General features: G+C 43.1%; 13 protein-coding genes. 6 read left to right on the top strand and 7 right to left on the bottom strand.

Annotated features, from left to right (window positions below):
* Window positions 1–168: 168 nt before the first annotated feature.
* On the top strand, window positions 169–696 hold the full coding sequence (gene zur / locus Xsze_RS07820; protein WP_038235613.1) for a zinc uptake transcriptional repressor Zur: 528 nt from the start codon (window positions 169–171) through the stop codon (window positions 694–696).
* Between the two features lie 129 nt (window positions 697–825).
* Here the strand turns inward: zur and lexA are convergent, their stop codons facing one another.
* Together lexA and Xsze_RS07810 are read right to left on the bottom strand one after the other, a co-directional pair.
* Window positions 826–1440, bottom strand: a complete 615-nt coding sequence (gene lexA, locus Xsze_RS07815) for a transcriptional repressor LexA (RefSeq protein WP_038235614.1) — start codon at window positions 1438–1440, stop codon at window positions 826–828.
* A gap of 118 nt (window positions 1441–1558) precedes the next feature.
* Entirely contained in the window at window positions 1559–1930 is a 372-nt protein-coding gene (locus Xsze_RS07810) for a diacylglycerol kinase (RefSeq protein ID WP_038235617.1), read from the bottom strand.
* 137 nt (window positions 1931–2067) lie between these two features.
* On the opposite strand from Xsze_RS07810, the gene plsB reads away from it, so the two are divergent.
* Window positions 2068–4533: a glycerol-3-phosphate 1-O-acyltransferase PlsB gene (gene plsB, locus Xsze_RS07805; RefSeq protein ID WP_038235619.1), complete on the top strand. Its 2466-nt coding sequence runs from the start codon at window positions 2068–2070 to the stop codon at window positions 4531–4533.
* 52 nt (window positions 4534–4585) lie between these two features.
* Here the strand turns inward: plsB and ubiA are convergent, their stop codons facing one another.
* From ubiA to pgi, 3 genes are all read right to left on the bottom strand, one after another.
* A complete protein-coding gene (gene ubiA, locus Xsze_RS07800) occupies window positions 4586–5440 on the bottom strand; it encodes a 4-hydroxybenzoate octaprenyltransferase (protein ID WP_038235674.1) in 855 nt (284 codons plus the stop codon).
* A 13-nt stretch (window positions 5441–5453) separates the two neighbouring features.
* Window positions 5454–5981, bottom strand: coding sequence for a chorismate lyase (gene ubiC / locus Xsze_RS07795; protein ID WP_038235621.1), 528 nt, complete (start codon window positions 5979–5981; stop codon window positions 5454–5456).
* A gap of 183 nt (window positions 5982–6164) precedes the next feature.
* A complete protein-coding gene (gene pgi, locus Xsze_RS07790) occupies window positions 6165–7811 on the bottom strand; it encodes a glucose-6-phosphate isomerase (RefSeq protein ID WP_038235623.1) in 1647 nt (548 codons plus the stop codon).
* Between the two features lie 282 nt (window positions 7812–8093).
* Here pgi and lysC point away from each other — a divergent pair, with 282 nt between their 5' ends.
* The 4 genes from lysC to Xsze_RS07770 all read left to right on the top strand — a co-directional run bounded on the left by lysC (window position 8094) and on the right by Xsze_RS07770 (window position 11611).
* Window positions 8094–9467, top strand: a complete 1374-nt coding sequence (gene lysC, locus Xsze_RS07785) for a lysine-sensitive aspartokinase 3 (RefSeq protein WP_038235626.1) — start codon at window positions 8094–8096, stop codon at window positions 9465–9467.
* A gap of 412 nt (window positions 9468–9879) precedes the next feature.
* Window positions 9880–10710: a glyoxylate bypass operon transcriptional repressor IclR gene (gene iclR, locus Xsze_RS07780; RefSeq protein WP_038235628.1), complete on the top strand. Its 831-nt coding sequence runs from the start codon at window positions 9880–9882 to the stop codon at window positions 10708–10710.
* 105 nt (window positions 10711–10815) lie between these two features.
* Window positions 10816–10977, top strand: coding sequence for a hypothetical protein (locus tag Xsze_RS22105; protein WP_169924454.1), 162 nt, complete (start codon window positions 10816–10818; stop codon window positions 10975–10977).
* Complete coding sequence (locus Xsze_RS07770) at window positions 10970–11611, top strand: bifunctional 4-hydroxy-2-oxoglutarate aldolase/2-dehydro-3-deoxy-phosphogluconate aldolase (RefSeq protein ID WP_038235629.1); 642 nt, start codon at window positions 10970–10972, stop codon at window positions 11609–11611. The genes Xsze_RS22105 and Xsze_RS07770 overlap by 8 nt, the downstream gene beginning before the upstream one ends.
* Window positions 11612–11767: 156 nt before the next feature.
* Here the strand turns inward: Xsze_RS07770 and Xsze_RS07765 are convergent, their stop codons facing one another.
* The gene (locus tag Xsze_RS07765; protein ID WP_038235631.1) at window positions 11768–12328 is read right to left on the bottom strand and encodes a hypothetical protein; all 561 of its coding nucleotides are present in this window, start codon (window positions 12326–12328) and stop codon (window positions 11768–11770) included.
* Between the two features lie 246 nt (window positions 12329–12574).
* Window positions 12575–14299, bottom strand: a complete 1725-nt coding sequence (gene aceK / locus Xsze_RS07760) for a bifunctional isocitrate dehydrogenase kinase/phosphatase (protein WP_038235633.1) — start codon at window positions 14297–14299, stop codon at window positions 12575–12577.
* Window positions 14300–14333 lie beyond the last annotated feature (34 nt).

Raw genomic sequence — 14333 nt, 5'->3', positions numbered from 1 at the left:
TTTTATTCACCTGTATCAATAAATGAAACCCGGCATGATAGCAAGATAATCTTTATCTTTTGTACCATCTCTACCAGAAAACGATGTTGAATCATGTAGATCCCACTTTCAGGCTTAAAAACGTGTTAACATTAAACCTATTAGCATCGGGTAGGTGTGAGAGATGTAATGAAAATTATCAATCAGAAAAAATTATTGGCGCAGGCGGAAGCTATCTGCCTGTCAAGAGAGGTTCGATTGACACCTCAACGCCTTGAGATTCTTCGTTTAATTATGAAGCAATCCCGCGCGATAAGCGCTTATGACTTACTGGATTTACTGCGCGAAGTCGAACCTCAGGCTAAACCGCCAACGGTTTATCGCGGATTAGAGTTTCTGCTTGAACAGGGCTTTATTCACAAAATTGAATCCACAAATAGCTATGTTCTTTGTCATCATTTTGAAGAGCCCAGCCATACTTCAGCGATGTTTATTTGTGAAGATTGTGGCTCTGTAACAGAAAAGGATGCTAAAGATATTGAATCTACTATTTTGCAATTAGCACAAGGTACAGGGTTCCATTTGCGAAATAGTGTAATAGAAATCCATGGATTATGTGCTTCCTGCTATGAAATTGATTCCTGTACGGAACACAATACATGCCAGCACAATCATGCTGTTGAAGAGAATAAAAAGAAATACGGCAAGGGAGCTTGATTGGCGGTGAGGCGATCAGCGCAGATATTTTCGTGCATTTTCAAGACCCCGTTTAATTCAGAATTAACGGGTTCCTGAAAAAATGATCGCCCCAGAATGGCAAAAAATAGTCGTTATCCGTTTTTACACTCAGAACCAGTCCCCGTTACGAATAATACCTACAGCCAACCCTTCAATGGTAAAACTTTGCTTACTTAAATCCACAACAATCGGTTCAAATTCTGGATTTTCAGCAATCAACTCAATTTTGTTACCTGTTTGTTTTAAGCGTTTTACTGTGACTTCATCTTCAATGCGCGCAACAATAATTTGCCCATTATGGACATCTTGTGTTTTATGCACAGCAAGTAAATCTCCGTCCATAATACCGATGTCTTTCATAGACATTCCACTGACGCGCAACAAAAAATCAGCATTTGGCTTAAACAGTTCAGGATCAACCTTATAATGACTTTCGATATGTTCCTGAGCCAGTAGTGGTTCACCTGCTGCAACACGACCAATTAACGGTAATCCCGAATTATCTTCCTCTTCAAGAAGCAAACGGATGCCTCTGGATGCACCAGAGATAATCTCTATCACCCCTTTACGCGCCAATGCCTTTAAATGCTCTTCTGCCGCGTTAGGTGAACGAAAACCAAGACGAGCGGCTATTTCAGCGCGTGTCGGTGGCATACCCGTTTGCGAAATATGGTCACGCACCAAATCATAGACTTGCTGCTGCCTGGCAGTTAATGCTTTCATTTCGCCCCCTGTTTGTTTATACAGTCCATCTGTGAGTATATACAGCTAAGTGGGAATTGGGAACCAGTCAGCACGTAAAAGCAGCTAAATAACGTATTTTGATGGAAAACACACCATATCAGCGCATGAAATGCGACCAAAGGATCATTCCCCAAATAAATAATGCTAACAGCATTGTCAGGAATACCGCTGCTGACCCCATGTCTTTTGCCCGGCCTGATAATTCATGGTGTTCACTGCCAATGCGATCAACGACAGCTTCTATGGCACTGTTAATCATTTCCACAATCACGACCAAGATAACCGAGCCGATAAGCAGAAGCCGCTCCAATAGACTGATATCTAATAAAAATGCAACGGTGACTGCCAAGATGGAAGCGATGACTTCCTGTCGGAATGCGGCTTCATTTTGCCATGCGGCTTTAATGCCTTTTGCCGAATATCCCGCCGCTTTAATGATTCGGGTTAACCCTGTTGATTGATTTGCCATAATTAATTTCTTTAAAGAACTTATTTATTGTATGGTTATATAACTTTTCGCTCTTATTATTGTCTTATTTCAACAGATCTCAAAATCTGTTTCTGGTATCCTTGCGACCCTTTGCTAATAAGAGGCTTATAGCAGTTATGTCAGGTTGGCGTAAAATATATTATAAGATATTGAATTTGCCACTAAAATTATTAGTGAAAAGCAAACTCATTCCTACAGATCCTATTGCAGAGCTGTGTCTTGATACGACACGGCCCATTCTGTATGTACTACCGTACCATTCAAAAACAGACTTATTGACCCTGCGTCAGCAATGTCTGGCACAAGATCTGCCTGATCCATTGGATGCTTTGGAGCTAGGTGACACCCAGCTTCCCAGCTGTGTTTTTATTGATAACGGCCCACGTGTTTTCCGTTGTTATGCACCAAAACATGAATCGGTGAAAATTTTCCACTCATATTTGGATCTGCACCGGAATAATCCTGATTTGGATATTCAGATGGTACCGGTTTCTGTGATGTTTGGCCGCTCCCCGGGGCGAGAGGGACAAGAAGGGAACAGCACTCCACAACTGCGTCTGTTAAATGGTGTGCAGAAACTTTTTGCAATCCTGTGGCTGGGCCGGGATAGTTTTGTGCGTTTCTCTACCCCGGTTTCTCTGCGCCATATGGCTGACGAACACGGAACGGATGATATCATCGCGAATAAACTCGCCCGTGTTGCCCGGATACACTACTCCCGCCAACGTCTGGCGGCGGTCGGTCCCCGTTTGCCAGCCCGGCAAGATCTGTTCAAAAAATTACTGGCTTCAAAAGCGATAGAAAAAGCGATTGCAGATGAAGCCCGTGCGAAGAAGATCTCACCAGAAAAAGCGAAACAGAATGCCATCAGTATGCTGGAAGAGATTGCGGCTGATTTCTCTTCTGAAACTGTGCGCTTAACCGACCGTGTTCTGAGCTGGACGTGGAATCGTTTGTATCAGGGCATTAATGTCCATAATGCTGAGCGTGTCCGGAAATTGGCACAGGATGGCCATGAACTGGTTTATGTTCCATGCCATCGCAGCCACATGGATTACCTTCTGCTCTCTTATGTTCTTTATCATCAGGGCTTAGTTCCACCGCATATTGCAGCAGGCATCAATTTGAATTTCTGGCCTGCCGGCCCAATATTCCGTCGCCTCGGTGCTTTCTTTATCCGCCGGACGTTCAAGGGCAACAAGCTTTATTCAACGGTTTTCCGTGAATACCTTGGTGAATTATTTGCCCGTGGCTATTCTGTTGAATACTTCGTTGAAGGTGGCCGTTCCCGTACCGGTCGTTTGCTGGACCCCAAAACCGGCACACTTTCCATGACGTTGCAGGCTATGTTGCGTGGGGAGTCCCGCCCTATCACGATTGTACCGATCTATATCGGCTATGAGCACGTGATGGAAGTTGCGACTTATGCAAAAGAATTACGGGGTGCAGCCAAAGAAAAAGAAGGGCTTTTCCAGATGCTCCGTGGTTTGCGCAAACTGCGTAATCTGGGACAAGGTTATGTAAACTTTGGTGAACCCATTCCGTTGATACAATATCTCAATAATCATGTTCCTGAATGGCGTGATTCCATTGACCCGATAGAATCCCAGCGGCCTAGCTGGTTAAATCCGACAGTCAGTAAACTGGCCGATAATATCATGGTCAATATCAATAATGCTGCCGCAGCCAATGCCACCAATTTATGCACCACCGCACTGCTTTCATCACGTCAGCGGGCACTGACGCGTGAACAGTTGATTGAGCAACTGGATTGCTATCTGCAATTATTGCGTAATGTACCTTACGCAAATGACATCACTGTACCCAATAAAACAGCGGAAGAGTTGCTGGATCATACCTTATTGATGGATAAATTTGAGGTTGAAAAGGATAGTCTGGGGGATATCATCATATTGCCACGTGAAAGCGCGGTATTGATGACCTATTATCGCAACAATATCCAACACCTGCTGATCCTGCCATCTCTGATTGCCAGCATTGTCATGCATCACCGCCGCATTAGCCGCAGTGAATTACTCAGACAAGTCGCGCTGGTTTATCCGCTGATCAAGCAGGAGCTTTTCATGCGCTACAGCAAGGAAACGCTCTCTGACGTCGTGAATACGCTGATAGACGAGCTGACGCGCCAATGCCTTATCTGCAACAAAGAGCAAGAAATGTTGGTGCTGAACCCTGCACGCATTCGCCCGCTGCAATTGCTGGCGGCAGGCATCAGAGAAACACTGCAACGCTATGCCATTACGCTCTCTTTATTGAATGCCACTCCAGAAATAAGCCGTGGTGTACTGGAAAAAGAAAGCCGGATGCTGGCACAGCGTTTGTCAGTACTGCACGGTATCAATGCGCCTGAATTCTTTGATAAAGCGGTTTTTGCCAGCTCAGTCAATACGCTGCGCGAAGAAGGTTACATTCACGACAGCAGCAACATGATTACCGTCAATGCCCAGGAACTTTACCGTGTGTTGAGTGATTTAATGTCACCGGAAATTCGTTTGACCATTGAAAGTGTCAGTCTGCCACCAGAGCAGAATGATACTGAACAGACAAAGGTACAAGAATAACGGTGTCATACTGAGGAAAAAGATTAACGGGCGAGAATATCGCCCGTTATGTTTAGAGATAACAGCAAAAAATACCGGCGAATAAAACCAGCCCAACATAATTATTATTCATAAACGCCTGAAAACAACCTGTTCTTTCCCGTTTTGCAATCAGCTTCTGCTGATTGGCAAATAATGCAATCACCAGCAATATTGCCCAGTAATACATTCCTCCCAAATTCATCATGCAACCGATCGCAACCAAAATACCCAACATGATGAGCTGTAAAATGCCAATGATCAGCTTGTCAAAACGCCCAAAAAGCACTGCCGTCGATTTCACTCCGATTTTCAGATCATCGTCACGATCAACCATGGCATATTGTGTGTCATAAATGACTGACCAGATAATGTTGGCCAAAAATAGCAGCCAGCATTCTAAAGGTAAGGACTCACTTACTGCGGCGAATGCCATTGGAATTGCCCAACCATAGGCAGCACCCAATACAACTTGCGGCAGGTGACTGACACGTTTAACAAAAGGGTAAATCCACGCCAATGCCAAACCAACAACTGACAATGCAATGGTCATTTTATTTAACGTCAGAACCAACGCAAAAGAAATGAGAACCAGTGCAGCGAACAAAATTTTGCTTTCTTTTTCGGTAATGTCGCCACTAGGAAGAGGGCGAGACTTTGTTCTTTCTACATACCCATCAAATTTTCTGTCTGCGAAATCATTAATGCAACATCCTGCCGCGCGCATGGAAAACACGCCGACAGTAAATACCAATAAAACGTGCAAACTCGGCATACCTTTCGCTGCGATCCACAGAGCCCAATACGTCGGCCATAACAGCAATAATGCGCCAATGGGTTTATTAATACGCATTAAGCGACAATAAGCACGCCATTTATTCTGCGTCATGCTGACCTCCAATCTATTTCTCCCCTTTTGTTTTATTCATCTTGTATGCGGGTGATTCAGGTAAAAAAACCTCTGTAAGCAACAAGGGCTTACCTGACAACCTTAATAAAGAGCGGCGTCCCCAACGCTCCCCTTGTTGGCCTATTTGAATATAATCTCGTGTCAAATTATTGCTACTAAAAAGATAGCGCCCAAGCGGAACAGTCCCGACATTAACTAATTTTCTATCCGGGCCGGTTAAAGTTTCTTCCGGAACAACAGTACGCCCCAAAAGCCAGGGAATGTTATCGCCATACAAGATAGTTTCACGCAGCCAATATTTTTGATTTAAAGGTAAGTGCTCACTTTCATCACCGAGTTCTTCTGCTGTAATGAAGCACTCCCTGAAAGGAGCAACCGAAACTGTTTGACAGTATTGCTCAAAGCGACAGGTCATTGAACCAACTTCCATCAACCAATCTAAAATATGATCAGGAAGCTTCGGTTCGTCTGTTGAAAGCCATTGGATGGGTATCGAAGTTAGGATTGCGTCATCTGCCATATCATTTTCCCATTGCGGGGAACATCTATTTCCCCGACAGCACAATTTATGGGGTATGAGGATATCATGTTGCTGGTCTATAAAATAAAAAGTTAATAACAAATTATATAAATCATAAAAAAACTCACCCCAATAATAAAATCAGTTAGGGTGAGCCAGGATTAAATAAAAGAAAGGCTCAAATTAACGCCATTCTTTGAATTGGTTAATCAGGCCATTTGTAGAACTGTCATGGCTGCTCACAGCCTCTGTCCCCTGCAATTCTGGCTGAATACGGTTTGCCAATTGTTTACCTAATTCAACACCCCATTGGTCAAAGGAGAAAATATTCAGAATTGCCCCTTGAGCGAAGATCTTATGCTCATACAACGCAATGAGAGCCCCTAAGCTAAATGGCGTAATTTTACGCAATAAAATGGAGTTAGTCGGGCGATTTCCTTCAAATACTTTGAATGGCACCACATTGGCTACGTCTTGGAGATCCTTGCCGATTGCTGCAAATTCAGCTTCTACTTCAGCCTGTGTCTTACCGAATGCCAGGGCTTCCGTTTGTGCGAAGAAATTGGATAACAATTTACTGTGATGATCACTAACCGGATTATGGCTAATAGCCGGTGCAATAAAATCACAAGGGATCAATTTAGTTCCCTGATGGATAAGCTGGTAAAATGCATGTTGACCATTCGTGCCAGGCTCGCCCCAAATAACAGGCCCTGTCTGGTAATTTACAGGGTTACCATCACGGTCAACATACTTACCATTTGATTCCATGTTGCCTTGCTGGAAGTAAGCAGCAAAACGATGCAGATATTGATCATATGGCAGAATCGCTTCAGTTTCTGCGCCAAAGAAATTGTTATACCAAATGCCAATCAATGCCAATAAAACGGGAATATTCTGTTCAAAGGCGGTTTGTTTGAAATGGTTATCCATTGCATGAGCGCCGCTCAATAACTGCTCAAAATTGTCATAGCCAATTGACAAGGCAATAGATAAGCCAATCGCAGACCAGAGAGAATAACGTCCCCCGACCCAATCCCAGAATTCAAACATATTCTGAGGATCGATACCAAATTCACTGACTTGCTGCTCGTTTGTTGAAAGTGCCGCAAAATGTTTCGCCACATGTGATTCATCAATGGCACTTTGCAGGAACCAGTTACGCGCAGAATGCGCATTGGTCATGGTTTCCTGAGTGGTAAACGTTTTGGATGCGATCAGGAACAAGGTTGTTTCCCGATTGAGATCTTTTAGCGTTTCGGCAATATGAGTGCCATCAACATTGGACACAAAGTGCATGTTCAGATGATTTTTATACGCTTTCAGTGCTTCAGTCACCATATACGGGCCAAGATCCGAACCACCAATACCAATATTGACCACATCAGTAATCGCTTTGCCGGTATAACCTTTCCATTCGCCGCTAATAATTCGTTCACTGAACGATTTCATTTTTGCCAATACCGCATTGATTTGCGGCATCACATCCTTTCCGTCCACAAGGACCGGCGTGTTGCTGCGGTTACGCAAGGCGATGTGTAATACAGCACGATCTTCTGTGCGATTGATTTTCTCACCCGAAAACATACTGCGGATCGCACTGCTCAAATCAGTTTCTTGCGCCAGCGCCTGTAGTTTTGACATGGTTTCAGTGGTAATACGGTTTTTGGAAAAATCCACCAAAATCTGTTGATCAAATGTTGCCGAAAATGCCGCAAAACGTGTTTTATCTTGCTCAAACAGCTCTCGCAAATGAATATTTTTTATCTGCTCATAATGCTGCTGCAATGCTTTCCAGGCTTCTGTCTGGCTAGGATTGATGTTTTTCATGGATGATACTCTCTATCAACTGTCGATAAACAATAGGAATGCACAAATTGTAACGGGTTAATACTGTGATTAGTCTCTCTTTCCTTGTGATTACTGATATTGGTCAAAATAGCCGATGATTTCCAGCCCTAATTGCTGAGATAGATAAAAACAATGGATAGATAAAAACGATAATTTCATTTTCATTATGAAAATTATTTATGCATAAATCGCAAACATTGACTCAGCCCGCTTAACCCGATATTTCTAAAAGTCTACTTTTCAAACTAAAGGTTATCATCCATGTGTGCTGTTTCATCTCCTAACTCGCAGTATGTTGTAGCAAAATTTGGTGGCACTAGCGTGGCAGATTTTGATGCCATGAATCATTGCGCCGATATTATCTTGGCAAACGAAAGTGTTCGTGTGGTCATCCTGTCAGCTTCGGCTGGGGTGACTAATTTGCTGGTTGCGTTGGCGGCTGGCTGCGACAGCGATAAGCGGGAGAATTACCTGAAACAGATCCGGGATATTCAATATGCCATTATTGAGCAATTGAAGGAGCCTGACGTCATTTACGAAGAAATTAATCGGTTGCTGGAAAATATTGATGCATTATCAGAAGCCGCGGCACTTGCAACATCTGAAGCGATGACAGATGAATTGGTTAGCCACGGTGAAATAATGTCTACCTTGTTGTTTGTAGAATTACTACGGCAACGCAATACAAATGCAGAGTGGTTTGATATTCGCCGGGTCATGCGAACCAGCGCTCACTTTGGTCGTGCAGAGCCTGATACGCTCCAACTTCATTCTTTGGCAATGGAATACCTGCATCCTCGCCTGAATAATACTATTGTCGTCACTCAGGGGTTTATCGGTAGAGAGGAAAAAGGCCGCACAACAACGCTGGGGCGAGGCGGCAGTGATTATACCGCGGCCTTACTGGGTGAAGCACTTGGATTACGGCGCGTCGATATCTGGACAGATGTTCCGGGTATTTATACAACCGATCCCCGCATTACCCCAACCGCTAAACGCATCAATACCATTGCGTTTGATGAAGCGGCAGAGATGGCAACATTTGGTGCCAAAATTCTCCATCCCGCCACGCTATTGCCTGCGGTACGTTGCGGCATTCCCGTCTTTGTCGGCTCCAGCAAAGATCCACAGGCAGGCGGCACAATCGTCTGTGATAAAACGGAAAATCCACCACTGTACCGAGCACTGGCTTTGCGCCGCAAACAAACTTTATTGACGCTACACAGCCTGAAAATGCTGCATGCACGGGGTTTTCTGGCAGAAGTCTTTACCCTGCTCTCACGACACAATATTTCGGTGGATTTGATTACCACATCAGAAGTCAGCATCGCCCTGACCCTGGATACAACTGGCTCCACCAGCACGAATGGCAGCCTGCTGACCAATGCTCTATTGACTGAACTTTCTACGCTCTGCCGCGTGGAAGTCGAAGAGGATATGGCACTGGTGGCGATTATCGGCAATGAATTGTCACACGCCAAGGGGCTGGGAAAAGAGATTTTTGGTGCTCTGGAGTCCTTTAATATTCGGATGATCAGCTATGGCGCAAGCAGCCATAATGTCTGCTTGCTTGTTCCCGGCAAAGACGCAGAACAGGTCATTCAGACGTTACATCTGAGTTTATTCGGATCTTAATATTCAGTTTATACCGTTAATCCTATCGTTAGTGGTAGGGTTAATTCTCTGGCAAATAGGCCCGACACAATAACCCCAATGCCATATCCTCAATGCAATAGCCTCAATACAATAGTTCCAATACAACCGTTCCAATGCAATCGCTCCAAGGCAATAGTGCCAATACAGTGGCATACCAGACCTTATGAAAATGTCTGCCAATAACAGAAACGGCACAGGAAAATTAACTTAACGCTCATAAAATAAATTAACGGGAGAGAGATCCCACTTTCCAGTTCACACACATCGGATGTGTTTTTACCCCCGTTATCGTCCATAATAGGAAAACGAAAATAATTTCCATTTTTCATCTCAGCATGTATTTCTTGCTGCAAACAGACGATAAACAGACGATGAGTCAGAGGGTATTTTTATGGGCACAACCGTTGCCAGCAAACGCACAAAAAAGACAAAAGTGACGACAAACAGTGCCGCTGCAAGCGGTCAGGTTCAGTCCCTGAGCAGAGGATTAACACTCTTGGAATATATTTCTGATTCACCTGTTGGCGTTGCCTTGACGGATTTAGCCATTCAAGCCGGGTTGCCTAACTCCACTACACATCGTCTTTTGACCACATTGCAGCAACATGGCTTTGTCCGCCAAATAGGTGATTTAGGATTGTGGGTGATCGCATCTCATGCGTTTGTGGTTGGCAGTAGTTTTCTGCAAAGCCGTAATTTGATGGTGTTGGTTCATCCGATATTACGTCAGTTAATGGAGGATTCCGGCGAAACGGTCAACCTTGCCATTTTTAATCTTGATGAATACGAAGCGGTGATTGTTGATCAAGTTCAATGCAATGCGCTGATGAGAATGTCTGCACCCATCGGTGGTAATCTGCCGATGCACGCTTCCGGTGCAGGGAAGGCACTGCTTTCTACGCTCTCTGAGCAAAAACGCCTCCAGTTGCTGCATAAAAAAGGGATGCATGCTTACACGCAATATACCCTTACCACCGCCGCTGCTCTGACAGAAAATCTGGAGCTAATACGCAAACAAGGTTTTTCATTCGATGATGAAGAGCATGCGCTAGGGCTACGCTGTATTGCCGCCTGTATTTACGATGAGCATCATGAAGCCTTTGCTGCGATTTCTATCTCTGGCCCAATATCACGTATCCCTGATGAGCGCGTTACTGAACTTGGCGCTCTTGTTATGCGTGCAGCAAAAGCGATCAGTCGAGAATACGGTGGAGTTAAGTAATTTTTGTCAAAATATCTCCCAAAAGCGATTTTGTTTTCAATCTGTTACATTGCAGCATTGAAAACCGACAGAGATCACAGATAATGATGTAATTGATGAAAGCTGATGGCATCAGCTGATTATTGCATGAGTGGGCGTAAACTGTTTGGTACGCTGAGAACCCTGTTTTCTGGTGCAAAACAAGGCGCATTGTTGTATTCCATTTTAATCAACAAAGGGATAAATCCCTTGTGTTCTGCTTTAACGAGAGAAACGGCTAATGAGTAATTGGAAAATAACCGCAGAAAATATTCTGACTGATGGTCCAATCGTCCCTGTCATTGTTATTGATGAAATTGAACATGCCATTCCTTTGGCAAAAGCGCTGGTCGAGGGTGGAATTCGAGTTTTGGAAGTTACATTAAGAACTGAATGTGCATTAGAAGCTATCCGCCTCATTGCAAAAGAAGTTCCCGAAGCCATTATCGGCGCAGGGACGGTCATTAATCCTGAACAATTGGCTGCGGTTACCGAAGCAGGGGCCCAATTTGCCATTAGCCCGGGGTTAACTGATGAGCTGTTAAAGGCCGCAACTGCGGGTTCTGTCCCTCTGATTCCGGGGATCTCCACTGTGTCTGAACTGATGCAGGGAATGAACTACGGTTTAAAATGCTTTAAATTCTTTCCGGCAGAAGCAAGTGGAGGGGTTAAAACATTAAAAGCCATTGCTGGCCCGTTTCCTCAAGTACGCTTCTGCCCAACTGGCGGCATTTCTCCAGAAAACTATCGTGATTATCTCGCCTTAAATAGTGTGTTATGCATTGGTGGCTCATGGTTGGTACCGAGTGATGCATTGAAAACCAAGGATTATGCCCAGATTACAAAACTGGCACGCACCGCAATTTCAGGAACAAAAGCATAGTTTTTATTTAATTATTTCAATGCGGAATTTAACTATTTCATTATTTCCGCATTGAAAAAATAAATAACGAATTCCATTTGAAAAAACAGGCTTATAATTGAGAGTCCGGTCACAATTAATTGAAGAGTAAAAACCCTTGGGTATGATTCATTATCTTTACTTGGGCGTTTTTGATAATGCCCATGTTCCACTGCCATTGTTTCTGTTTGATAATAGAGATGTATAAACCTTATATAAAGCATCCGAATGTTCCGATATCCAACAGGTATCAAGAAACCCACCATGAGTATTGTTAAAATTATTCAGTAACCGGATGGTATTTTCTTCACGAATTTTCCCGTCAAATTCCTGGGTTGTCTCTGAAAAGATATGCCATATTGAAGTATCAAAAGTATGTAAGGACCTATCTGCGGTATAAACATTGTAGAGCTCTGGTGATGGGGCATTCCCACTGACTCTTAAATATCCACCGTTGTTTTGATATAGGTTAAAGAGAAATATTCTATCACCACTATACACTTCTTCACCTGATTTTTTACCTTCAGCGGATAAGATTTGCCATGATCCTGTACCTGTATCCCGATTTGGCGAAGCAGAAGTAACAACATTATATTTTTCTCCCAATGATGTTGCATGTCCATAAATATCAAGATAACTGCCACTCTCATATCTATTTTTAATATGTAATATATCACCGTATAAAATGACTTCCGCCATTATTTTCTCCCTAAATATTATTTAAAATGGATATCAACATCCTATTAATGATACTCATTTGATTATTAGGCTACAGAATTATTTTATTGGAATGAGTTTTATCATCGCCAATCAGATCATATCATTAAAAATCAATAAAAGAATAGATCGCCACTTTAAACGCTTCAGTACAATACTTAACTTTTTATTCTTCAATAATGAATTATTTTTATTAGTGACAAATGACCATCATTTTAATTTTCTGTTTTATTCATTACGTTGATTGAATCTCTGTCTACGACGATAAGCAAAGACATCTTCCACATGACCATTTTTAATCCGTTCTTGCAGTGCTCGCCAGTAATCAGCCTTGAACAGACCTTCGTGGCTTTCTTCAAAGTAGCTTCGTATCCGTTTATCCGTGCACAGAAAATGCCGGAACTCTTCCGGGAAAACATCATTTACGGCAATACTGTACCAAGGCTCACTAGCCAACTCATCTTCCGGGTAACGCGGAGGAGGTATATCCCTAAAGTTCACTTCGGTCATATAGCAAATTTCATCATAATCGTAGAAAATCACCCGACCATGACGTGTAACGCCAAAATTTTTAAACAGCATATCGCCAGGAAAGATATTTGCAGCTGCCAATTGTTTGATGGCATTTCCGTATTCTTCTATGACATCTTTCAGTTGCACCTCATTCACATTTTCCATGTAAATATTCAGAGGTATCATTTTACGTTCCATATAAAGATGTTTTATCAAGATCTTATCTCCCAGATCTTCAAGTTTTGCCGGTATCTCTTTTTGCAATTCCTCCATTAATTCGGCGCTGATATGGTGCTTATCAATGACAAAATTTTCGAACTCTTGCGTATCTGCCATTCTTCCCACACGATCATGTTCTTTGACCAAACGATAGCATTCCTGCACCCGTTCCTGGGATACTTCTTTCTGAGGTGCAAATTTATCTTTAATGACTTTAAATACGCGATCAAATGAAGGAGAAGCAAAAACCAACATCACCATTCCTTTTACGCCCGGCGCGATTGTAAACCGTTCTTCAGTGGAATTAATGAACATCAAATATTCTCGGTAATATTCAGTCTTGCCGTGTTTCTGGCAACCAATCGCCATGTACAATTCGGATGTCGATTTCGTCGGCAAGATCTCGCGCAGCCATTCCACCAGAGCAGCCGGTAAGGGGGCATAAACCATAAAATAGGAGCGGGCAAAGCCGAAAACGATACTGGCGTCATCACGATGAGTTAAACAAGAGTCAATAAAAATTCCCCCTGATTCGTCATGGTGAATAGGCAATAAAAAGGGGTAAATTTCAGTGCCCATTCTGATTTTCCCCACCAACCACGCCGCTTTATTACGGTAAAACAACTCATTGGCAATTTGGAACGTAGCCTGTAATAAATCGTTAAGGGAAAATGTATTTTGTAAATATCGTGTGATGTAGCCAATATCCCGATCCAGATCCTCCCATTTAAGGCGTAGCGGTAAATCAGTTAAAATTGTTCGTAGCATTGATGCGAGATTCCCATCAGGGAAAAAATCCCGCGATAATGGACGAGAAATCTGGCGAAAACGGCAAGATGGCTGAGAGGTAAAGATAAACAGGTTTTCTGGCTTTAAATTACGATGATGAAATAAGCGGCAATAAACTGAATTGAAAAAACTCTCTGCTATTTCAAAACGGGGATAGTCCGGCAGCAAACGTGTATACACGGCTTTGACTTCAGCAATGTCATCCTCATCATGTTGCAATGAGCCGTGAATACGATCCAATTGTTCCACCACCAAACCTACATGGTGATCATACAGGTTAATCCTTTTTTTCATCGCTTGCTGTACTGCATGCCAGTCCGCTTGTTCAAAGCGTTGCTGAGCACCAGAAGTGACTTCGAGGAATCGACCATATTGCGCATCAAATCCCTGCAAAATGGTTTGTGCAATTAACTGGGCAAGATCTCTTTCCATATTCAGTCACCTTCTCCAACACGTAAAGGGGAAT

This window comes from Xenorhabdus szentirmaii DSM 16338 (genome assembly GCF_002632585.1).
Lineage (GTDB): Bacteria > Pseudomonadota > Gammaproteobacteria > Enterobacterales > Enterobacteriaceae > Xenorhabdus > Xenorhabdus szentirmaii.
The sequence above is the reverse complement of the archived record's forward strand: the minus strand, read 5'-3'. Positions and strand labels throughout refer to the sequence as shown.